Genomic DNA, 22,603 nt, shown 5'->3' with positions numbered 1-22,603 from the left:
TGAAAAAGCCCTTGATTACGGTGGGAATATCGTTAATGAGCTGACAGGCGTGAACGATGCAAAACGTGCCGCAACAGGTGTCGATCCGATCACAGGTGAAGAACTCACCGCAGGCCAGCGAGTCGCCGCAGGCGGCATGGCAGCAGCAGGATACATCCCGATTGTCGGCTGGGCAGGACGCATTTTCAAAGGCGGAAAAGCCGTCTATAAAACGACTCAAGCCGCGTCAGCCGCAGTAAGAGCAGTCGACATTTACAAGACATCACAGAAGTCTTTCGATGCGTTGAAAACATCACAAAAAGGCTTATATGGACTCACCGCGACCAACGGCTTCAGCGAAGCGATTACGGGTCGAGATATGTTTGGAAATAAAGTCTCGAAAGAACAGCAGGAAGCGAGTATGAATGCGGCTTTGGGGATGCTTTTGCCGTTTGGGGCGAAAGGATTTCATGGGAAGATGGGTGCTGTAGAGAGTGGAAAACGTATAGATTATTTAAGAAATAAATATGGAACAATCAGTTCTAAAGAGTTAAATGAAAGAATCAATTTGCGCGGTGAAACGATGAAAGAGCTAAATAAATTAAAAGATACTGGTATTAGTAAGAAGAAAATGGGACCTGCTTTTGCTGGAGTTTATGATAAACAAACTGGGAAATATTCTTATGCAATAAATGATTATGATGGAAAGTTACCAGATTTTCATCCCTTAATAAAAAACAAATATGATAAAATGCCAAAAGAGGTTATAGATTCATATGCATTTACAAAAGGTGCGGGATCACATGCTGAAGTGATTGCCTTGAATAAGGCCTTAAAGGAAAACCCAGGTGCTAGTTTAGATAATTTTATTTTGAATGTAGTTAGGACCGGTCAAAGTAGAGTGAAACCGGCTGGGATGATGTTTCCACGATGTCCACATTGTGCTTATCTTACGGATGGATCTAAAATTATCACGGAGGTTCCTAAAAATGTTAAATGATATATTACAAAAGGATTTTATTTTAGAAAATGGTACGGAGTTTGAAGAACATTTAGAGTATGGGGGTCCTTACGAACTAGCAATAGTGGAATATACCCCGGATGGTAACGAAAAACTATTTACGGGCTTAGCTTATGATAAATACGAAAATGGAAATATCGAAAGTTATTTCTATGTAGAGCAAGGTGTTAAGCAGGGAAAGTGTGTTGAATTTTACTCAAATGGAAATGTGAAAAAAATAGGTAATATGAATAAAAGTGCTGCAGATGGATATCAAGTCGAGTTTTTTGAGAATGGAAATAGAAAGTATGAATCTGAATATATTGCTGGTCGAGAAATGACTTATATAAAATACGATGAAAACGGAAATATTGTAGAGCAAAAAGCAGAACCTGATGAATCTGATTTAAAATACGTCGAAAAATTCAACGATTAATAAGGATAAAGTGATATATGGTTAATCTGGATAATGATAAAATAGATCATTTAATAGAAAAATTTAAAAATGAACAAAAAGCTCTCTTGCCTAAAGTTAAATTGGAAAATAATTTCCAGTTAGAAAACATACGGTTTATCGCAGGGGTAGATGTTTCTTATTTTGAAACAAATGGAAAATCGAAAGGTGTTTGTTGCATAGTTGTATATGATTTGACAGAAAAACAAGTAATTGAAAAAGTGAATAGTTATGGAGAAATAAAGGTTCCTTATATATCCGGATTTCTTGCTTTTCGTGAATTGCCTTTAATTAAAGATGCAGCAAAAAAGCTGACGAAACAAGTAGATATCTATATGTTTGATGGAAATGGTTACTTACATGATAGACATATGGGTATTGCTACACAGGCATCATTTTTCTTAAAGAAGCCTACCATTGGTGTAGCAAAAAGCTATTTGAAAATCAAAGGAATAGATTATACCCTACCCCAAAATAAAGAGAATGCATACACAGATATTATTATAGATGATGAAATTTATGGTCGAGTACTTCGAACCAGAATGAATGTTAAGCCCATTTTTATTTCATGTGGTAACTGGATTGATTTAGATACAACTACAAAAATTGTGATGAAACTTATTGATAAAAATAGTCGACTGCCGATACCTGTAAGATATGCAGATATCGAGACACGCATTATTCGAAATGAGTTATTAACAAAAAAGGGTGAAATGTGAAGTGCTCATTTTTTAAGATTTAGAAAATGACACTATCGAAACCCAATCACCACAAAAAAAGGGGAATAAACCATGCTATGGATTTTCACACAAAACGAACAAAGTTTCGTCAATGTTCACGAAGTCACAGTAACCGGTAAAAAGATTGAAGGGTTTATCGCAGGCAGTGATTCTTGGGTCAAGACGCTCGGCAAGTATGACTCAAGCGATCGAGCGTCAGAGATCCTTCAAGACATTGTGAAAGTAATTGAAAAAAACCCAAATGGTACGATGACCTATCGAATGCCTCAGCAGTAAAAAAAGAAACCACCTTTCCATCGCGAAAAGGTGGTTTTGTTTATGAAGGTGTTTTGGTAAAGGCTAAAAATAACGGGATGCCTGTGCCGACAAGTGTAGTGGCGAATAGGAACATACCGCAAATGAATAGAAAATGACTGGCTGAAAAGACGAGTGCCAGAATGAGAAACACGATGCTGAGTCCTGCCATGCTATATGATGGGACAAAGCGGCGTTTGTATGTGGCTTTCTTTGTTAGGAATGAGAAGAAAATGCCAAATAATAAAGGGACAATCCATAAGTAAAATAAAATAATAAGAGACATACATCATACCTCGATTTTTTCCTTCTATTTTATCAGATGCCAATCACAACGGATACTACAAAGCTTCACTTTGTAAAATAGTTCATGCAATCGACACAATTAAGTGGGCTGATTGATCGAACTCGTTTTTTGTTTCATATATTCAGGCTGTAAAAGTGCGTACACACAGTGATCGGCAAAGTGGTCGCCCAGCCATTCACATTGTCTTAATATGCCTTCAAGTGAAAAAGATAAACGCTCTGCGATGCGTCTGCTTTTTTGATTATCAACAGCGGCCCTGATTTCAATGCGGTGCAGACCGCACTCTTCAAATAAATAGTGAATGACCGCTTTGCATGCTTTTGTCATGATGCCTTTTCCTTGATAGCCTTCCCCGAGCCAATAGCCAATGGAAACCGTCCGATTAATCCAATGAATTTGGTGGGTGCCAATGATACCAACGAGTTCTCCATGTGACCAGATTCCAGCCTGAAAACCATTGTTTTGCAAAGTTTGTTGCATGGCACCTTGAATAAACGCCATGCTATCTTCTTCTGTCTGCGTCGAATCGACCCATAGCATCCATTCACGTAAGTGCTCTCTTGAGCGTTGGATGAGCAGATACAGACTTCTCGCGTCTCTTGGTTCAAGTAGCCGCATGGATAGATCTTGATCCTGATAAAAAAACATGTGATCACATCCTTTCAAGGGAAATTCTACCACAACCCGATATAAAAGACAGCATGATCACTGTCTTTTACATAAACGTATCCACAATTAAAAACAGATTAAGTGCGACAACAAGAGCTGCTATCACCCAAGATATTCCTGTCACCCAGCGAGCATTCGTCAAATCGCCCATAATTCGTTTTTTACTTGTAAACAAAATGAGCGGAATTAAAGCAAACGCAATGCCAAAGGATAAGACCACTTGACTCATCACAAGCGCAGATGTCGGATTGACCCCAGATGCAATGATCGCAATAGGGGGAATGATGGTAATAAGCCGGCGGACATACAGCGGAATTCGGTACTGAATAAAACCTTGCATGATAATATCGCCTGACAGTGTACCGACAGAAGAACTGGAAAGTCCGGCTACAAGCAGACCTACACCAAATAAGATCGCTGATACAGGACCTGCGAGAGTGCCAAAATGCTGAAATGCTACATCTAAATCCTCAACAAAAAGACCATTTTTAAAAAATAAAGCAGCTGCTACAATCAACATGCTGGCATTGATGGCGCCAGCAACGATCATCGCAATGAGGATGTCTAAAAACTCAAAACGAAAAATCAGCTTTTTCTCTTTTTCCGTTCTGCCGACGACTCTTCTTTGCGTTAAGGCTGAATGGAGATAGATCGCATGCGGCATCACCGTAGCGCCTAAAATACCAGCGGCAAGCAGTACGCTGTCTGTCCCTTCAAACCTTGGAATGAACAGTCCACCGGCGACACTTGCAAGATCAGGTTTGGCGACAAAGGTTTGTACAGCGAAAGCAATCACGACAACAAACAGCATGCCGGTAATTCCTGCTTCTAACGCTCGATAACCTCGTCTTTGGAGTTCTAAAATGGCAAAAGAACCGATCGCTGCAATAATCGATGCTTCAAGCAGCGGGATACGAAAGAGTAAGTATAAACCAAGGGCAGCCCCGATAAATTCGGCTAAATCTGTGGCGATAATGACGAGTTCGCCCTGAATCCATAAACCGATCGAGACTGGTTTTGGAAACTCTTCTCGAGCAATTTCAGGTAAATTTTTCCCTGTTGCGATTCCAAGCTTTGCAGACAAAGACTGGATGAGTAAGGCCATGAGATTGGATATGAGAATGACCCATAACAGAAGGTAGCCATATTTCGAGCCAGCCGCAATGTTGGTCGCAAAGTTTCCTGGATCAATATAGGCAATGGCTGCGATAAAAGCAGGCCCGAGAAAAGGAAGGAGCCTTCTAAAACCCTTCACCTTTCCTTCAAGTGCACGCTCCGCTGCCACTGACATGTGGGCTTGTGCCTCGATGTATTTGTTTGTCATATGTCATCACCTAGATTCTACAAAGTTTTGCTTTGGCACAAAAAGTTTCCTCGATGCAATTTTTAATCATCATATGCCCATCTTCATGAAAAGTCAACTATCTGAACTAATAGGTTTGTTTATCATATGTAAGTGAAAAAAATAGATACCTTGTCAATCAAAACATAAAAAGCACCGCCTCTTATCTTAGGCGGTGCATCCTCTGCTTCCTCTTCTTTTGTATCGTTTTTTAAGAAACCCTTGATCCAACGCTGCGGAAGATCAAGCTTAAAATAATGACAAAAATGGCTGCTCCTAAGATCGCTGGAATGATCGCAAATCCTGCCAGACTAGGACCCCACGTTCCAAGTAATCCATGACCAATCCAAGCACCTGCAAGCCCGGCAATCATTGAACCGATCCAGCCTCCTGGTACACTGCCTCCAGCGAGTGCACTCCCAATGAGACCAATGACAATCGCCACAACTAATGAAATCAAAAATCCTAACATGTTGATCACTCCTCTTTTGTTTGTTTACTAAGCAATAACCGTTTTAAAAGGAATTAAAACCTTTCGGAACCGCTTCAATGTTCGATACGTATGATGGACAAGGATTGTGTATAATAACAGACATATACTTGAACGGCATCTAAGGAGGCAAATGGCATGGAGGAAAGAGAGTGGCTAAAAGCACAATTAAAAGAGATTGAAAAGTGGGAGAAAGACCAGCAAAAGGTATGGTTTTGGGAGAAACTCAGCCGGCTTCCATTTCAAATGCTGGACAAGCTGACCCCTGCCTTTATTCAAAAGAAAATCGGTGTGTTATTAGATGAGATGGGGCACTACATTCAATCAGGCGGTGTCTATTTGACGTCAGAGAAAGGCATTATTCATCAATTTCAAAAGAAATGTGCCGATGAATCGATTCAGCGTATTGAAGATATTGAGGCGGCTCCGATCGAGGTCATGGATGCCATTAGTGATCAGATGGGGAAAAATCGAACAAACCTCGCCACTGTGCAAGGTGCGACAACAGGTGTCGGAGGTTTGTTTACATTAGCGGCAGATATTCCGGCTGTCCTCGGTCTCTCTTTAAAAACATTACAGGATATCGCCGTCACCTATGGCTATGATCCGAAAAATAAAGAAGAACGAGTCTTTATCATTAAATGTTTACAGCTGAATTCTGCTGACGTTGTTGGGAAAAAATCAATATTAAAAGAGCTGAAGAGCTATCATGCATCAGAAGGGAAGCACGAAAACATGATCTCTCAAATTCAAGGATGGCGTGAGGTCGTATATAACTACCGTGATTCGTTTGGTTGGAAGAAGCTGTTTCAACTTGTTCCAATTGCGGGGATTTTGTTTGGTGCAGCGTCCAACCGCTCACAGTTAAAAGGAATAGCTGAAACAGGCATCATGCAATATCGAAAGCGCAGAATATTATCAAGATTAGAGGAGCTCGCTCAGCAAGAACAGCGTGACTCCGGCGCATAAAAAAATCCCTCTCTAAAGGGATTTTTTATTTGGCCTCAGCATCTTCTTCAAACGCTTGAATCGGAGAATATTCATAGCGTGCCCGGAGCTCGCGGATTTGTTTGATCAAGGTGGAACCGATGATCCTTTCTGCTTCATCATACAAAGGATCGAGTGCCTTCATCCATTTTTGCCGCTCTGCTGGTGTTAATTCGTGTATGGCAATTGGAGATTCGCGTTTAATATCCTCCAGCTGATCCTTGTTCATTTGTTCGGCATGTTTTTCGTTCCATGCCGTTGTTTCTTCCATCGCTTCGAGTAAAATTCGCTTCGTCTCAGGTGTTTGACGATCAAAAAAGGATTGATCTGTTAAGACGACATACCCTAAATACCCGTGATTACTGATCGTCATATAGTCTTGTATATGATAGAATTTTTTTGAATAAATATTTGAAATTGTATTTTCTTCACCGTCTACTTTTTTTGTTTCTAGCAGCTGAAACGTTGAATTAAACGATTCCTGATAGGGTTTTGCACCAAGAAGCTTGAATTGCTTTTCAATCATGTCACTTTGCATAATACGGAGAGATTGCTTTTTTAAATCACTAGGCTGCTTGATTGGGCCTTTATTCGATGTGATTTGCTTAAAGCCATTTGTCCAGTAGGCCATTCCCTTTAGTCCGTCTTTTTGCAGTGTGCCGAACAGTCTCTGTCCAATCGCACCATGTAACCCTTCTTGGACAGCATCGTAGTTAGAAAAGGCAAAGGGCAGATCAAGTGCCAGCCATTCAGGGGACAGCATGCCGAGCTTTGACGTAGACGGAGCAATAAATTGAACTTGATTCTCTTTTAGTGCATTAATTTCTTCGATATCAGAATAAAGACTCCCGTTTGAAAAGATTTGTATGCTGATCCTGCCGTCGGATTTTTCATGAACAAGCTCAGCAAATTTCTTTGCAGCCAGCCCTTTTGGGGTATTATCTGCGACAACATGGCTGAATTTGAACACAAGCTGATCCTTCAGCCCTGTCTGTTCATCGTCGAAGGTCGTCGCTGATTTAGGCATCATATGATAAAAGCCAAAGTATAAAGCGGTTACAAAACCGATGATGAGCAATAGCGTATAGGCGAGTAAATTCTTCATGCGTCAGATCCCCCTTATGTCAAGGATACTTGACAGAGGAAGAATTCGTAAAGATACAGGTGAAAAAATGATGAGAAATCGACTGAAATTACAACAATTATCTATTAGATGGAAGCTCACCATCCTCACATATTTCGTTGTCATTTTTGCCCTTTTAATCGGAGGAATTGTTCTGGTCGGGGGAATTCAGCAAACAGAGGAACGAGAACTTCGAAAAAGGCTCATGAACACGGCAAGAACAGTAGCTGAGATGAATGAGGTAAAGCAGGCATTGGATGATCAGACAAAGGAGCGTGCGCGGTTGCAGCATGCCATTGAAGAGATTCGGATTATCCAAGATGCTGACTACATTGTTGTCATGGATATGGATCACGTGCGATTGACACATCCAGTGAAAACAAGGATTGGCCAGCGCTCTGAGGGGACAGATGAAGAACCTGCCTTTGCAGAGCATATCTATTTCTCAGAAGCACAGGGAGAGCTTGGCACAGCCATTAGAGCTTTTTATCCAGTAAAGGATGAAAAATTTAACCAAACAGGGGTTGTACTAGTCGGAAGAACATTGCCGAGTATGGCAGATATATTAGGAGAAATGAAGCAGGATATCCTCATGATCCTTCTGCTCACGCTCAGCTTCGGGCTTGTCGGTTCATTTTTGCTCGCCCGTCATATTAAACAGCAAATGTTTAAGCTGGAGCCGCATGAGATTGTCAGAATGCTAGAGGAACGCACCGCTACTTTTCATTCAATTAATGAAGGGGTCATTGCCATTGATAACCAGCACATGATCACCATTTTTAATGAAAAAGCAAAGCAAATTTTCAGCGTGACAGGTGATGTAGTGGGCCGAAATATTTGGGATGTGCTGTCAGATACAAGGCTTCCAGAAATCATTGACCGCGCAGAACCCGTCTACAATGAAGAAATTCATATGAGCGGAAAGCGGATCATGAGCAGCCGAATTCCGATTGTGATGAAAAAGAAAATCATCGGAGCGGTTGCGATTTTTCAGGACCGGACAGAGGCGGCCAAATTGGCGGAAGAATTAACCGGGGTGAAGAACTTTGTTGATGGCCTGCGGGTGCAAAATCATGAACATATGAATAAGCTTCATACAATTGCGGGTTTAATTCAGCTGGGGAAAGCCGATCAAGCGCTCGATTTAGCGTTCCAAACGACCGAAGAACAGGAGCATGTGACGGACTTTCTCCACCGTGTAATACAGCATGATGCAGTTGCTGGTTTATTGATGAGCAAGATAAGAAGGGGCAAGGAGCTAGGCATAAAGGTTGAAGTAGATGAAAATAGCAGTCTGCGCGATTTTCCAGAGCGGCTGGATCAGCATGATATGACGAAGCTGCTTGGCAACCTGATCGAGAACGCCTTTGCCGCGTATGATACTGTAGAAAGAGACACAAAACTCATTTCTATTAGTATTGATCAAACAGAGGATGTCCTCGCGATCTTAATTGAAGATTATGGTTCTGGAATAGAAGAGGACATGATTCCTCATATTTTCGACAAAGGCTTTACTCACGGTAAAGAAGGCGGAACAGGCTACGGGCTGTATATTGTAAAAACGATTATCGACAAAGGAATGGGAAATGTAGAAGTCACATCAAGCATCGGCATTGGTACCACCTTCTCAATCGAATTCCCAATGACAATAGAGGAGAGAGACAGATGACTCAGATTAAGGTGCTATTAATTGAAGATGACCCGATGGTGCAAGAAGTCAATAAAGAGTTCATTAAGAGTGTCCCTGGCTTTCAAGTTGCGGCTGTAGCAGGAAATGGTGAGCAGGGCATCCAGCTCATCAAAGACATTCGCCCAGATCTTGTGGTGCTCGATGTGTATATGCCTAAAAAAGATGGCGTCAAAACACTGCAAGACATCAGAAAGCAAAAGATGCAGGTGGATGTGATTGTGATTTCGGCAGCAAAGGACAAAGAGACGATCGGCACCATGCTTCAAAATGGTGCCCGAGATTATATCATTAAGCCATTTAAGTTCGAACGGATGAAAGAATCTCTTGAAAGCTATAAAGCGTTCAAATCAAAAATTCGTACCGCAGCAGAATTTTCTCAAGAGATGCTCGATGATATCATACGAAAGCCTGCAGTTAAGCAGGAAGAGACATGGCTTCCTAAGGGGCTGAATGTGCATACGATGAATGAAATTAAAGCCTATATGCGTCTGCAAGACGGAGCGCAGTCTGCAGAGGAAGTTGCCAATGCACTTGGGATTGCACGTGTCACGGCACGCCGTTATTTAGACTTCCTCGTGAAAGAAGGCGAGCTGAAATTAGATATGCAATATGGCGGGGTCGGACGCCCTGTGAACAAATATATCGTACATTCTGACTAAGAGACCAAAAAGACCAAAATGTACGATATGTCCATAAGCTTCACAGCCTTTGATGAAATCGCTATCATTTATCTACAGATAAAAGTTAAGCGTTTACATCAAAGGGTGAGGGAGTTGATTTTTTATGAAGAGGCTATTGAAGAACCTGACATTTCAGGTCGTTGCAGCTGTCATTATCGGGATCATTGTTGGGATGGTTTGGCCAAACGTCGGGAAAGAAATGAAGCCGCTTGGTGACACATTTATTAATGCAGTGAAAATGGTCATTGCACCCATTATTTTCTTAACCATTGTTCTTGGAATTGCCAAGATGGGGGATATGAAAAAGGTTGGAAAAGTTGGGGGAAAAGCTTTTATCTATTTTGAAGTTGTGACGACGCTTGCGCTTGTCATCGGACTGTTTGTGGTCAATATCATGAAGCCAGGAGCGGGTCTTGACTATAGTAAGCTTGAAAAAGGGGATGTCTCGCAATATACCCAAAATGGGGGACAGGGTATCGACTGGATGGAGTTTGTCACACACATTGTGCCATCTAACATGGTAGATGCCTTTGCAAAGGGAGATATTTTACAGGTCTTATTCTTCTCTATTTTATTCGGTGTTGCGCTCGCTGCACTTGGCGAGAAGGGGAAAGGCATCATCGAATGGCTTGATAAGCTGTCGCTTGTCTTCTTTAAAATCATTGGTTACATCATGCGTGCCGCGCCATTAGGGGCATTTGGAGCAATGGCTTATACAATCGGACACTTCGGTTTAGCTTCAATTAAACCACTGGCTAGTCTAATGCTTTCCGTTTATATGACGATGTTCTTGTTTATTTTCGTCGTGCTGAACATCATTTGTAAAATGTATGGCTTCAGCCTGTTCGGTTATCTCCGTTTTATCAAGGATGAAATTTTAATTGTTCTTGGCACAAGTTCTTCAGAATCTGTCCTGCCAAGAATGATGGATAAAATGGAACGCTACGGGTGCTCTAAGTCGGTTGTTGGACTTGTCATCCCGACAGGCTATTCCTTTAACTTAGATGGAACCTCAATCTACTTGTCCATGGCCGTGGTCTTCTTAGCGCAAGTGTTTGGGGTGGACCTATCCATCGGACAGCAAATCACGATCATCCTTGTTCTGATGCTCACATCAAAGGGAGCAGCTGGAGTCACAGGAAGCGGATTTATCGTGCTGGCTTCTACACTTGCTGCACTTCAGGTTATCCCGCTAGAAGGTCTTGCACTGCTATTAGGGGTCGACCGTTTCATGAGTGAAGGAAGAGCGATTACGAACCTGATTGGAAATGGAATTGCTACAATTGTTGTAGCGAAAAGTGAAGGGGAATTTGACGAAGCGAAGAGTAAAACAGCGCTACAGGAAATGCGAAATATCAAGCAGGCTGTTTAGTATAAAAACATCCAAAAACCGAAACCTTATGTTCTACATGGGGTTCGGTTTTTTCTTGTGTAAAAAAGAAAAAACATAAAAGCTTGATAAATTTAGGACGAATCGTAAGACCTCATTGACCTTTTGTTATATAATTTACAGAAAGATCCGATATAATGAATATGAGATCCAACGAAAAATAGACTTTAGTCCTGGCAGGTGTGTAACGTATGGCGGCATTTTTTAAATTGTTCGAAAAACCTGGTGTCAAGAGGTTTTCAGTATTTGTAGTATTAGCCACAGCATTATATCTATTAAGAGGAATGATGAATTTAATCCTTTTGACCTTCATTTTCACCTTTTTAATGAATCGGTTAGAAGAGGTCATAAGAGGCTTTTTAAATCGCTTCCTGAAAATAGGACAGAAATCAGTCATCACCATTTTGTACATCCTTCTGGCTGGTGGATTGACGTTTGGCGGCTTTGTGTTTGTGCCCATCATTGCTAAACAGGTGGAACAGTTATTTCATTTAGGGAAAAAGATTGCAGATCATCCACAAGATTTACCCTTCTTTGACGTCGTCACCAATGTGTTCGGAGATTTCAAAATATCTTCTTTCTTCGAGAAAGGGTTTAATTTCCTCTATACATACTTAACAGATTTCAGCACGTTCAGTATCCAGGTCATTATGTCCTTAATATTAAGCATGTTCTTCCTGTTCGAAAAGGAACGCCTCATTCAATTCATGAATAAGTTCAAAACGAGTAAAATCTCCGTGTTCTATCATGAAATTGCCTTCTTTGGACGTAAGTTTTCCAGAACATTTGGTAAGGTACTTGAAGCACAGTTCATCATTGCAACAGTTAACTGTGTCTTAACGACAATTGCGCTTGGCATTATGGGCTTCCCGCAATTATTTGGATTAGCGGTCATGGTCTTCTTGTTAGGTTTAATTCCGGTAGCGGGTGTGGTCATCTCCCTCGTTCCACTCAGCATCATTGCGTATACACTTGGAGGCGGAATGTACGTCCTATATATTGTGCTGGTGATCGTGATCATCCATGCCATTGAAGCCTACTTCTTAAATCCGAAGCTCATGTCAGCTAAAACAGAGCTCCCTATTTTCTTCACGTTTATTGTCCTGATCTTTTCTGAACACTATATTGGCATTTGGGGACTAATTATCGGCATCCCAATCTTTGTGTTTATCTTAGATATCTTGGAGGTCACAAATAAGGAAGAAAGTAATTAAAAAGTTCATATGAACCTGTTTACAATTTTCTAAAAATAAGGTATAAATAGTATGAAAATATCATATTACCACACGCTTAATCCTTCTAAAGGAATGGGGGACCCAAGTTTTTGGGGTGAATTTTTCTTATTTAAGAAAAAAGGACATCTCTTCGTCCTAACCCGTCAGCTAACCTCATCAGCGTGAAGAGAGTAGACAGTGGTACACGTATGGACACGCAGGCCCACGAGAAGACTCTCTCGTGGGCCTTTTTGACGAGGAAGGGGAGATTTTATTGAAGCTTGCGACGAAAATTATTATTGCTTTAATTGTAGGTGCAATCACAGGACTACTGCTCAACATTTTTGCTCCAAATGTATTCAAAGTGTTAGACCCTTATCTATTTACACCTCTAGGTCAAATCTTCTTAAACCTGATTAAAATGTTAGTTGTACCGATTGTCTTCTTTTCGATCACACTTGGTGTAGCAGGCCTTGGCGATCCGAAAAAACTTGGCAGAATCGGCGTAAAAACCATTACTTACTTTCTACTCACTACGACTTTTGCCATCATTATTGGCATTTCATTGGCCTTACTTATTAAGCCAGGCGCATTTGGCAATTTTGATACGAAAGCGGCAGAATATTCCGCTAAGGAAGCCCCATCAATGGCAGACACACTACTCAATATTATTCCAACCAATCCAGTCCAATCTCTAGTTGAAGGAAATATGCTTCAAATTATCGTCTTCTGTGTATTTTTGGGTCTTGGCATTGCCTTGCTCGGTAAAAAAACAGAAGGTTTGCTGAAGCTGTTTGAACAAGGAAATGAATTAATGATGTATCTTGTCGGTGTTGTGATGAAATTCGCACCGTACGGGACATTCGGTTTGATCGCAACGGCGATTGGCAGTCAGGGGCTCGATGCTATGAAAGCGATGGGACTTTACTTCTCAGTCGTCTTAATTGCGCTGATCTTGCATTTCTTCCTGACCTATGGGTCAACCGTTGCCCTATTAGCTAAACGAAATCCAATGGCATTCTTCAAAGGATTTTCTCCAGCGATGGTTGTGGCATTTAGTACATCAAGCAGTAACGCAGTGCTGCCAGTATCGATGGAAACAGCTCAAAAGCGCTTAAAGGTGCCAGAACCTATTTCAAGCTTTGTGCAGCCGCTAGGTGCGACCATTAATATGGATGGTACAGCGATCATGCAAGGGGTTGCGACTATTTTTATCGCACAAGTGTATGGAGTTGAATTAACCCTTGTTCAAATGCTGACAGTTGTCTTAACGGCAGTACTAGCAAGTATTGGCACAGCAGGTGTCCCAGGGGTAGGGCTCATCATGCTAGCCATGGTTTTAAATTCCGTGAATCTTCCAGTTGAGGGCATTGCGCTGATCCTTGGCATAGACCGCTTATTAGACATGGCTAGAACCGTGGTCAATATTACAGGTGACGCAGCATGTGCGGTGATTGTTTCTGAAACCGAGAAGAAACATGAGAAGGAAGCACCAACACCTAATTTATCACTGTAACAACAAGAAGGGCTGACTGGATCAGCCCTTTTTTTCGTGGAACGGCTTGTCTAGCGTGATATACTTTTTACAGGATGAGCGGCCGTAACTGCCGCCATAGGTTTTACATCAGAAGGAGGAACCACTTTGCAGTCTGCTGTTCTACACATAGAGAACGTCGATAAACAAATTGGCCGGCATCAAATTTTGCAACATATTTCGATGGACATTAGGCAAGGGGAAATTGTCGGTTTACTTGGACCAAATGGGTCTGGAAAAACGACCTTGATTCGATTGATTGTTGGCTTGATGAAAAAAAACAACGGCCGGATCATCATTAATGGATATTCTCAAGATGATGATCATCTAAAGGCGATGTCATCTGTTGGGGCGATCATAGAAAATCCGGAATTTTATTCATATTTAACAGGTTTTGAAAACCTTGAGCTGTATGCGTCTATGCATGATGGAGTTTCAGAAGAGCGCATTTTTGAAGTGGTAAAAAGAGTTCGTCTGGAGCACGCCATTCACCAGAAGGTCAAAACGTATTCACTAGGGATGAAACAAAGGCTCGGAATTGCACAAGCCATTTTGCATAAGCCCAATCTGCTCATTTTAGATGAACCAACAAATGGGCTTGATCCCGCAGGAATGAAGGAGTTTCGAGAGCACTTGCAAATGCTTGTACAAGAAGAAGGTGTCTCTGTGTTATTTGCTACACATCTTTTGCATGAAGTAGAAGAGCTTTGTGACCGCATGATCATCATCCAAAAAGGACAGATCAAAGCCAATACAAACCTTCGCGACATGGAAGGAAAAGAGCAGGTGCTGATGAATATTCAGCCAGTAGAAAAGGCAGTTTCATGGCTAGAGACGCAAGGATATACATATGAACAAAGGGAGCAGCATGTGCTGGTTCAACTGAAAAAAGACCGTGTGCCGGAGCTGAATAAACAGCTTGTCTTAGCAGAATTTGATGTACTTGAAATGACGCCTCAAAAACAATCAATTGAAGAGGCCTTTATGAAATGGACGGAAGGCGGGACGGCAGATGCTTCAACTCATCAAGAATGAACATAAAAAAATCACGAGACAAAAGATCACATTCATTGCACTTGGACTGATTGTTGTCTTTCAATTGACGATGGCACTAGCATTAAAACGAGTCATTTCCGGGCTTGGCGGGCAAGATACAGTCGCGAACTATTTTGCTTATTCCACGAATGTTGTGTTTATTTTACAAGTGTTCGCTGTCGTGATTGGCGCCACATTGATCTCAACAGAGTTTCAAAAAAGAACCATCAAGTTCTTGTTGATTCGGCCGAAGACAAGGCTTCATATTTTCTTGTCAAAATACATCACTCTTGTGCTGATGGTCCTTTACCTGTTTGTTTTTTATTATGTGTTCGCTTTTCTTTTTGGCCTTATTTTCTTTGGTACTGATTTTGATGAAAGCACTGGGCGGTTATTTCTGCACACATTTGCTGTGATTGGATCACAGTGGGTGGAAGTGGTCATGATGGCAAGCTTTGCTTTTCTGTGCTCAAGTTTGTTTAGAAACAGTCTGATTGCACTTGTGACTTCATTTTTCGTCTTATACGCGGCGAAATCATTAGTGTCGATCATGTCTCTGTTAGAAAATCAGTGGGGGAAAATTCTACTTTTCGCTAATACGGACTTCACACAATACAGTTTTCAAGGTCCGCCGCTCTTTCAGGGCATGAGCCCTCTGTTTTCGCTATTCATTGTAGGGGCGCATTTCGTTTTCTTTGTTGGTGCTGCTTGGCTCCTTTTTTGGAAGCGTGATGTAAATGTGTAAAAATTGTGTCAAATAACAAGAAAAATTCGTGACATCTTTGTGAAAACGAGTCTGTATTTCACGATAACCGGCTGATTTTGTCTTATAATAAGACAGAGTCATGGAGGTGGCACTATCGTGAAAAATTTTATTACGGCTTTACCTATTTTGCTGCTGTTGTCGTTTTCGTTTGTGTCTTTTGCCTTCCAGTTTGATCATCTTGTTTATTTCAGACTAGCGCTAGGGATCTTTTCATTAGCGGGTCTTTTCTTTCTGTATACACTTAAAAGAAACATGAAATGGTTCATGGTCTATTTATATGCGAGCTGGATCGTTCTTGCTGCCGTTACGACATTTGAAGAACCCGTGTTTTCACAATTCTTCTTCGGTGGTTTAACGATGACAATGGGTTATCTAACATATATGCTCATCTATTTAGGAATGAAACAAGACCGTGTAGCGAAATCACATTAAAACAAAAGCCGATAAAATCGAAGAATAGATTTTATCGGCTTTTTCTTTTCTTCAGGCAAATAAAAAAGCAGCCATCTGTTTGACTGCTCTTCTTGTGTTTATGATTCACGTCCAGCAGCGGCAAGCTGCTTCTGGTGCTTTTTGTCGATGGTTGCGTATATACTTTCCATCATCTTAGGGTCTCGCATGATCGCTTCCTTGTTTTCTTCAATCAATTGCTGATACGTTTTGATTTTCTTCTTAGACATGTAACTCAACGCTCCTTTGGTAGAATGGACTCTATAAGATTTCACACAGATGAAATTGATAATCATTTTCAATTAGCAACTCCATTATACAAAGCAGAATGTCATAAGTAAAGATTCAATTCAGAAAATTCACGTAACCGACATATTCCCATCCATATCGACGATGAATTCTTTCCCAGGAAATAATCCGCTGTCAAACCTTGTCATGAAATCAGATCAAACATTCCTGTCGATGTTGAAACATTTTAGCCGCACATCTCGTCTTATGAAGAGATTTGATTTAAAAGGATATAAAAAAAGACACCAGCATGAGTTGGCTGATGTCTCCATTCAAATGAGTTATGAAACGTGTTCTTGAAGAAACTCTGTTACTTCTTCAGGTGATTTAGCGTTGGCACTGTGTAAATGACCTGTTTTTTCGCCATTTTTGAAAATTAACAGGCTAGGAATTCCCATGACCTGATACGTTTCCGCTAACTCAGGAAAGTCGTCTTTGTTTATTTCAAACCATTCATTCTGAGCATAAGCCTCTAAGATGTCTGGAATGAACATGTCCATTCTAGTGCAATCAGGGCACCATGTCGCAAAGAATTTAACGATGACCTCTTTGTCTGATTGAATGATTTCGTTGAATTGTTCAGTGCTTGTAATTTTTTTCAATTTGTCACAACTCCTTTTCAATGTCATTTTAATATAAAATAAAGGCGAATGACATACAAATGCTCGGGGGGCGCTTACAACCTTTACAAATCATTTCAATTCCGTAACAACAAAAATTAATTAGAGCATTTTTGCTTGAAAGTGATAAGATAGTAAAGATGAATTTTAGTGGGGGGAGTATCCATTGAAAATAAGTTTAGGATTGGTTTACGGCGGAAAGTCAGCCGAACATAATGTATCACTGCAAACAGCCCTTGCAGTTACAAAAGCACTTAACACTGAGAAGTTCGATATACATCCAATTTATATTACAGAAGAGGGCGAATGGCTAAGAGGAGAAAAACTCACTGAACCAGTATCAAACGTCAAAATGCTTCAATTTGAACAAAATGCAAAGACGTTTTTACCAACTTCTTTAAATGAAAGCATGTTTCCACAGCCTGCATCAGCTGATGAAAAGATTGATGTCGTCTTTCCATTGCTACATGGGCCAAATGGTGAAGATGGGACCATGCAAGGGTTACTTGAACTATTGAATATCCCGTATGTCGGTAACGGCGTTCTCGCGTCTGCTGCGGGTATGGATAAAGTCATGATGAAAGATGTGTTTGCTCAAGCTGGGCTTGCGCAGGCAAAGCATCTTTCCTTCAATAAAAAGGATTATGAGAAAGCCATATCAGACAGTCTAGAACAGGTAGAAGCAGTTCTCGGGTATCCTTGTTTTGTGAAACCTGCCAACATGGGATCAAGTGTCGGAATTAGTAAATGCCGCAGTAAAGAAGAGCTGCAAACAGCATTTGATTTGGCTTTCCAATATGATCGTCGTGTTGTTGTGGAAGAAGGCGTTGTAGGACGAGAAATTGAAATTGGTGTATTAGGAAATGACGAGCCGAAATGCTCAGTCGTTGGTGAAATTGCACCTAAAACAGATTTTTATGACTACAAAGCAAAATATGAAGATGGCGATACAGATTTGATCATTCCTGCGAGTGTGTCAGAGGAAGAGTACAAGACGATTCACGATATGGCGATTAAGGCATTTAAAGCCATTGATGGATCTGGCCTCGTACGTGCAGATTTCTTCCTAACAGAAGAAGGCGAAGTGCTGATCAATGAAGTGAATACAATGCCAGGGTTCACACCTTTTAGTATGTTCCCGCTGCTTTGGAAACATACTGGTGTAGAGTATCCTGAGCTGATTGAGAAGCTGGTGTCACTTGCAATTGAACGCCATCAAGAAAAACAAACCATTAAAACCACTTTTTAATGTAAGAAGCAAGCAGACACTATCCTACAGGTAGTGTCTCTTTTCCTTCAAACGTGAAATGAGAAAGAGAGGCGAAAAAACATGATCAAACGTACAGTGAAACAAGTCGCCCAAATGGCTGGTGGCACATTATCGAATGAAGCTTTTGGCGAAGAACAGATACACGGAGTGACAACAGATACACGAAAAGTATCAAAAGGCGCACTATTTATCCCGCTTATTGGGGAACATTTTAACGGTCACACTTTTGCTTCAAAAGCAGTGGAGCTTGGAGCGGCAGCGGTTCTTTGGAATCAAACAGAAGCGAATCCACCGTTCGATGTACCTGTCATACTTGTAGAGGATACTTTGACAGCACTCCAACAGCTTGCAAAATCATACTTAAAAGAGGAAAATCCTCGAGTTGTCGGTATTACTGGAAGTAATGGCAAAACAACGACGAAAGATATGATCCATTCAGTCTTACAAACGACATACAGAGTCCACAAAACGGATGGCAACTTTAATAATCACATTGGACTTCCACTGACCATCCTTGCGATGCCAGAAGGAACCGAGATTGCTGTACTAGAGATGGGCATGAGTGCAAAAGGGGAAATCGAATTTTTATCTAAACTCGCTGAACCTGATGCAGCTGTCATCACCAATATTGGAGAATCTCATATGCAGGATTTAGGATCAAGAGAAGCCATTGCAGATGCAAAATGTGAGATCACAAAAGGGTTAAAAGAGGATGGGACTTTTTATTATTTAGGAGACGAGCCTTTACTCCGCCAAAGAGCAAATGCCCTGGCACGCAGCGTAAAAATGTTTGGAGAATCAGAGGACTGTGATATCAAGGTGATTCACATCCACCAACTCGCTGAAGGCACTGAATTTCAAGTGGAGGGATATGCTCAAGGGTTTCTCATTCCTGTATTAGGGAAACACAATGTAAAGAATGCTCTTGCAGCTATTGCAATCAGCCAGCATTTCGGTCTGAATGAAAGACAAATTGCCCAAGGGCTAATGCAAACGAAATTGACAGGCATGCGTTTCGAACTGTTTAAAACAGATAAGGGCATCACGGTTATCAACGATGCGTATAATGCGAGTCCTACGTCGATGAAAGCAGCGATTGATCTTGTAGGAGATATGGATGGCTTTGCTAACCGCATTCTCGTACTCGGAGATATGCTGGAGATGGGCAGTGAAGAAGAGACCTATCATTTTGAAGTAGGGGAGTACATCAAGCCTGAGTTTATTGATCATGTTTTAACGTTTGGCCGTCTTGGCGCATTCATTGCTGAAGGAGCGAAGAAAGCATTTGGAGACGACCGCGTGTCTTCTTATATGGACAAAGAAGAATTGAAGAAAAAACTAGCGGATGTGGCAGGACCTGACGATGTCGTTCTGGTCAAAGCTTCCCGTGGCATGAGATTGGAAGACGTTATTACTGCACTATAAATCAGATCGGCAAAGAAGGTGACAGGGTGATTGGCTGTCTATGTATACACGGTTTTACTGGTGCCCCGTATGAAGTAGAGCCGCTTGCGGAATATTTAAAGCAGACGACAGATTGGACGGTACAATCTGTCACGCTTCCGGGGCATGGGGAGGAACTTCAGCTCAAAGGCATTCTCTATCAGGAGTGGATTGCCACCGCTGAATTAGAACTCTTATCCCTTTACCGAACATGTGACACCATTTATTTGGTCGGCTTTTCTATGGGCGGGATGATTGCCTCATATTTAGCAGCGAAGTATCCAGTGGCCCGTCTTGTTCTGTTAAGTGCTGCTGCTAAATATGTAAACCCAAAACAAATGATTCAAGACACAAGGCAGATGGTGAAGGAATCCTTGTCTGGTTTGATTGAGACGAACCCATTGTATGATCGATATCGTCATAAGCTGACGAGTACACCGCTATCAGCTGCTGTAGAATTTATGAAATTGGTGAAGCAAACGAAAGGTTCTCTTGAAAAGCTTCATCTACCTGTCTTGATCGTTCAAGGTGAAAGTGATGGGATCGTCCCCGCTTCTAGTGCAGAATTCATTTATCATAAAATCCCGTCCCGTCAGAAAGAAATGTTCTATTTACCTGATTGTAAACATCACGTTTGTCATGAGCCTTGTGCACAGCAATTGTTTGAGAAAGTCGAACAATTTCTAAAAAAAACAATTTAATCTATAGAAAAGCTAAAATGTGGCTAAACTAATATAAATTGAATCCCACTTGTTAAAATTTGCATCATTTTTGTCGAATGAGTGACAGGCCTATGTTACAATAGGTAAGAAAAGGTGGTCGATTCGGTTGTTTCAATATGACGGAAAAACCTTTATCCCGCAGTCTAATTCGAGCAATGGGGAAGTATCGGAAGGAACCATATTTCAATATCGTCAGGACGGGAATATTTTAACGGGCACATATCAAGGCGGCAGTATTCAATCTGGCGTGCTTGTAGGAACTGTGAATAAAGACGGAGCACTTCATTTTAGATATCACCATGTAAGTAAGGATGGCAGCATGAGAAGCGGTTCATGTCATTCCACTCCTAAGCAGCTGGATAACGGAAAAATTCAACTGTTTGAAAAGTGGAAATGGATGGACGGAGATCAAAGTGAAGGTGAATCGGTCATTGTCGAGCAGTAGATATATCCATTTCTGTCTTGTTGAAAAACAAATAGTGTAATGGTAAGATATAATGTAGGGTAATTCGGGCTTTGTATATAATGGACCTGTCCTTTCATACAAAGGGCAGTTTTTAATGATCATTCACGAGATTACTGAAACAGCAATTAGAAGGAGTTTGAATAATTTGACTATAACGTTTCAAGATTTTCAATTAAGCGAAAGTCTCATGAAAGCTATTAACCGCATGGGATTTGAAGAAGCAACACCGATTCAAGCGGAAACAATTCCTCTCGGTCTTCAGAATAAAGATGTCATTGGACAAGCACAAACAGGAACAGGAAAAACTGCAGCGTTTGGTATTCCTCTTGTAGAAAAAATCGACCCAGCGTCTCCAAATATCCAAGCGATTATCATTGCGCCAACAAGAGAATTAGCGATTCAAGTATCTGAAGAGCTATACAAAATTGGCCAAGACAAGCGTGCGCGCGTACTTCCGATTTACGGTGGACAAGATATCGGTCGCCAAATCCGTTCGCTCAAGAAAAATCCTCATATCATCGTAGGGACTCCAGGACGTTTACTCGATCACATTAACCGTCGTACAATGCGTCTTCAAAATGTTGAAACAGTCGTGCTTGATGAAGCAGACGAAATGCTAAACATGGGTTTCATCGAAGACATTGAATCGATCCTTTCAAATGTACCAAGTGAACACCAAACACTTTTATTCTCTGCGACAATGCCTGCACCAATTAAGCGTATTGCAGAACGTTTCATGACAAACCCAGAACACGTAAAAGTAAAAGCGAAAGAAATGACTGTATCTAACATCCAGCAGTTCTACTTGGATATCCATGAACGTAAAAAGTTTGATACATTGACTCGTCTTCTTGACATTCAATCACCTGAACTTTCAATTGTCTTCGGCCGTACAAAGCGCCGCGTTGACGAATTGACTGAAGCACTGAACCTTAGAGGTTATACAGCTGAAGGAATTCATGGTGACTTGACTCAAGCGAAACGTATGGTTGCGCTTCGTAAATTCAAAGAAGGTTCAATCGATGTGCTTGTAGCAACAGACGTTGCAGCACGTGGACTTGATATTTCAGGCGTAACACACGTGTATAACTTTGACGTGCCACAAGATCCAGAAAGCTATGTACACCGTATTGGACGTACTGGACGTGCTGGACGTACAGGTATGGCGATGACATTCATCACACCACGTGAAAAAGATATGCTTCGTGCGATCGAGCAAACGACTAAACGTAAAATGGATCGTATGAAAGAACCAACACTAGATGAGGCAATCGAAGGACAACAACAAGTAACCATTGATCGTCTGCGCACAATCATCAGTGAAAACAACTTAAACTTCTACATGACAGCAGCTGCTGAATTATTAGAAGATCATGATTCTGTTACAGTGGTTGCGGCTGCCATCAAAATGATGACAAAAGAGCCAGATGCAACGCCTGTTCGTTTGACAGATGAAGCACCAATGGTTTCAAAACGCAATCGTAACAACCGCAGCTCTTCAAAACGTAGAGACGGTGGCGGCGGAGGCGGCTATCGCGGAAAAAGCCGTTCATCTTACGGTGATAAAAAGCGTTCTTCAAATGACCGCAATCGTTCTTCTAACGATCGTCGTCAAAAGAAATCTTATAACAACTAATTCAAAAGCGAATC

25 protein-coding genes and 1 riboswitch are annotated in these 22,603 nt (G+C 41.3%); of the genes, 18 read left to right on the top strand and 7 right to left on the bottom strand.

All coding sequences use genetic code 11. From position 1 onward, the window contains the following. The 4 genes from ACTJJQ_RS17565 to ACTJJQ_RS17550 form a co-directional block, all read left to right on the top strand. The coding region (locus ACTJJQ_RS17565) for a pre-toxin TG domain-containing protein (RefSeq protein WP_440600447.1) at positions 1-979 on the top strand (979 nt) is incomplete at its 5' end. Continuing rightward, complete coding sequence (locus tag ACTJJQ_RS17560; protein ID WP_061418008.1) at positions 969-1,415, top strand: toxin-antitoxin system YwqK family antitoxin; 447 nt, start codon at positions 969-971, stop codon at positions 1,413-1,415. The genes ACTJJQ_RS17565 and ACTJJQ_RS17560, both read left to right, overlap by 11 nt. 17 nt (positions 1,416-1,432) lie before the next feature. Beyond that, on the top strand, positions 1,433-2,152 hold the full coding sequence (locus ACTJJQ_RS17555; protein WP_342499359.1) for an endonuclease V: 720 nt from the start codon (positions 1,433-1,435) through the stop codon (positions 2,150-2,152). A 72-nt stretch (positions 2,153-2,224) separates the two neighbouring features. After that, a complete protein-coding gene (locus tag ACTJJQ_RS17550; protein WP_024720475.1) occupies positions 2,225-2,449 on the top strand; it encodes a hypothetical protein in 225 nt (74 codons plus the stop codon). A 40-nt stretch (positions 2,450-2,489) separates the two neighbouring features. Here ACTJJQ_RS17550 and ACTJJQ_RS17545 read toward each other — a convergent pair whose 3' ends face one another. From ACTJJQ_RS17545 to ACTJJQ_RS17530, 4 genes are all read right to left on the bottom strand, one after another. Then, positions 2,490-2,753: a hypothetical protein gene (locus ACTJJQ_RS17545; RefSeq protein ID WP_008346966.1), complete on the bottom strand. Its 264-nt coding sequence runs from the start codon at positions 2,751-2,753 to the stop codon at positions 2,490-2,492. 99 nt (positions 2,754-2,852) lie between these two features. After that, positions 2,853-3,422 carry a GNAT family N-acetyltransferase gene (locus tag ACTJJQ_RS17540; protein ID WP_440600446.1) on the bottom strand — a complete coding sequence of 190 codons (570 nt, stop codon included), beginning with the start codon at positions 3,420-3,422 and terminating at the stop codon, positions 2,853-2,855. Positions 3,423-3,489: 67 nt separating this feature from the next. Next, positions 3,490-4,767 (bottom strand): Nramp family divalent metal transporter, encoded by a 1,278-nt coding sequence (locus tag ACTJJQ_RS17535; protein WP_072368454.1) that lies wholly within the window; start codon positions 4,765-4,767, stop codon positions 3,490-3,492. 229 nt (positions 4,768-4,996) lie between these two features. After that, positions 4,997-5,257: a GlsB/YeaQ/YmgE family stress response membrane protein gene (locus ACTJJQ_RS17530; RefSeq protein WP_003214275.1), complete on the bottom strand. Its 261-nt coding sequence runs from the start codon at positions 5,255-5,257 to the stop codon at positions 4,997-4,999. Positions 5,258-5,413: 156 nt separating this feature from the next. Here ACTJJQ_RS17530 and ACTJJQ_RS17525 point away from each other — a divergent pair, with 156 nt between their 5' ends. Beyond that, positions 5,414-6,244, top strand: a complete 831-nt coding sequence (locus ACTJJQ_RS17525; protein ID WP_252224836.1) for an EcsC family protein — start codon at positions 5,414-5,416, stop codon at positions 6,242-6,244. 25 nt (positions 6,245-6,269) lie between these two features. On the opposite strand, the gene ACTJJQ_RS17520 is transcribed toward ACTJJQ_RS17525, so the two are convergent. Beyond that, positions 6,270-7,367: a TRAP transporter substrate-binding protein gene (locus tag ACTJJQ_RS17520; protein WP_073415648.1), complete on the bottom strand. Its 1,098-nt coding sequence runs from the start codon at positions 7,365-7,367 to the stop codon at positions 6,270-6,272. 67 nt (positions 7,368-7,434) lie between these two features. On the opposite strand from ACTJJQ_RS17520, the gene ACTJJQ_RS17515 reads away from it, so the two are divergent. The 8 genes from ACTJJQ_RS17515 to ACTJJQ_RS17480 all read left to right on the top strand — a co-directional run bounded on the left by ACTJJQ_RS17515 (position 7,435) and on the right by ACTJJQ_RS17480 (position 16,126). Next, positions 7,435-9,054: an ATP-binding protein gene (locus tag ACTJJQ_RS17515; protein ID WP_026050048.1), complete on the top strand. Its 1,620-nt coding sequence runs from the start codon at positions 7,435-7,437 to the stop codon at positions 9,052-9,054. Further along, entirely contained in the window at positions 9,051-9,734 is a 684-nt protein-coding gene (locus tag ACTJJQ_RS17510; protein WP_046342720.1) for a response regulator, read from the top strand. Before ACTJJQ_RS17515 ends, ACTJJQ_RS17510 begins: the two co-directional genes overlap by 4 nt. A gap of 124 nt (positions 9,735-9,858) precedes the next feature. Further along, a complete protein-coding gene (gene dctP / locus ACTJJQ_RS17505; protein WP_008346948.1) occupies positions 9,859-11,127 on the top strand; it encodes a C4-dicarboxylate transporter DctP in 1,269 nt (422 codons plus the stop codon). Between the two features lie 209 nt (positions 11,128-11,336). After that, positions 11,337-12,359, top strand: coding sequence for an AI-2E family transporter (locus ACTJJQ_RS17500; RefSeq protein WP_007496515.1), 1,023 nt, complete (start codon positions 11,337-11,339; stop codon positions 12,357-12,359). Between the two features lie 63 nt (positions 12,360-12,422). Beyond that, a riboswitch (cyclic di-AMP (ydaO/yuaA leader) is annotated at positions 12,423-12,556 on the top strand. A 44-nt stretch (positions 12,557-12,600) separates the two neighbouring features. Continuing rightward, positions 12,601-13,875: a dicarboxylate/amino acid:cation symporter gene (locus ACTJJQ_RS17495; protein WP_082627000.1), complete on the top strand. Its 1,275-nt coding sequence runs from the start codon at positions 12,601-12,603 to the stop codon at positions 13,873-13,875. A 126-nt stretch (positions 13,876-14,001) separates the two neighbouring features. Continuing rightward, positions 14,002-14,928: an ABC transporter ATP-binding protein gene (locus ACTJJQ_RS17490; protein WP_024720481.1), complete on the top strand. Its 927-nt coding sequence runs from the start codon at positions 14,002-14,004 to the stop codon at positions 14,926-14,928. Further along, positions 14,906-15,673, top strand: a complete 768-nt coding sequence (locus ACTJJQ_RS17485) for an ABC transporter permease (RefSeq protein ID WP_024720482.1) — start codon at positions 14,906-14,908, stop codon at positions 15,671-15,673. The genes ACTJJQ_RS17490 and ACTJJQ_RS17485 overlap by 23 nt, the downstream gene beginning before the upstream one ends. A gap of 117 nt (positions 15,674-15,790) precedes the next feature. Beyond that, a complete protein-coding gene (locus ACTJJQ_RS17480) occupies positions 15,791-16,126 on the top strand; it encodes a hypothetical protein (protein WP_017366657.1) in 336 nt (111 codons plus the stop codon). A gap of 98 nt (positions 16,127-16,224) precedes the next feature. Here the strand turns inward: ACTJJQ_RS17480 and fbpB are convergent, their stop codons facing one another. Together fbpB and ACTJJQ_RS17470 are read right to left on the bottom strand one after the other, a co-directional pair. After that, a complete protein-coding gene (gene fbpB / locus ACTJJQ_RS17475; RefSeq protein ID WP_017366658.1) occupies positions 16,225-16,374 on the bottom strand; it encodes a Fur-regulated basic protein FbpB in 150 nt (49 codons plus the stop codon). Between the two features lie 339 nt (positions 16,375-16,713). Beyond that, positions 16,714-17,034, bottom strand: coding sequence for a thioredoxin family protein (locus ACTJJQ_RS17470; RefSeq protein ID WP_008346934.1), 321 nt, complete (start codon positions 17,032-17,034; stop codon positions 16,714-16,716). 184 nt (positions 17,035-17,218) lie between these two features. Between ACTJJQ_RS17470 and ACTJJQ_RS17465 the strand changes: the two genes are divergently transcribed. From ACTJJQ_RS17465 to cshA, 5 genes are all read left to right on the top strand, one after another. Further along, complete coding sequence (locus tag ACTJJQ_RS17465) at positions 17,219-18,301, top strand: D-alanine--D-alanine ligase (protein ID WP_019744208.1); 1,083 nt, start codon at positions 17,219-17,221, stop codon at positions 18,299-18,301. An 81-nt stretch (positions 18,302-18,382) separates the two neighbouring features. Then, positions 18,383-19,747: a UDP-N-acetylmuramoyl-tripeptide--D-alanyl-D-alanine ligase gene (locus ACTJJQ_RS17460; protein ID WP_440600445.1), complete on the top strand. Its 1,365-nt coding sequence runs from the start codon at positions 18,383-18,385 to the stop codon at positions 19,745-19,747. Between the two features lie 26 nt (positions 19,748-19,773). Beyond that, positions 19,774-20,466: an alpha/beta hydrolase gene (locus ACTJJQ_RS17455; protein WP_045035109.1), complete on the top strand. Its 693-nt coding sequence runs from the start codon at positions 19,774-19,776 to the stop codon at positions 20,464-20,466. 127 nt (positions 20,467-20,593) lie between these two features. Continuing rightward, on the top strand, positions 20,594-20,932 hold the full coding sequence (locus tag ACTJJQ_RS17450; RefSeq protein ID WP_017358401.1) for a hypothetical protein: 339 nt from the start codon (positions 20,594-20,596) through the stop codon (positions 20,930-20,932). Positions 20,933-21,098: 166 nt separating this feature from the next. Next, on the top strand, positions 21,099-22,589 hold the full coding sequence (gene cshA, locus ACTJJQ_RS17445) for a degradosome RNA helicase CshA (protein ID WP_041507152.1): 1,491 nt from the start codon (positions 21,099-21,101) through the stop codon (positions 22,587-22,589). Positions 22,590-22,603 lie beyond the last annotated feature (14 nt).

Origin of the sequence: Bacillus sp. 22483, assembly GCF_052044605.1 — a bacterium.
GTDB classification, from domain to species: Bacteria; Bacillota; Bacilli; order Bacillales; family Bacillaceae; genus Bacillus; species Bacillus altitudinis.
Note: the sequence above shows the minus strand (reverse complement) of the source record. Positions and strands in the feature narration are given on the sequence as shown.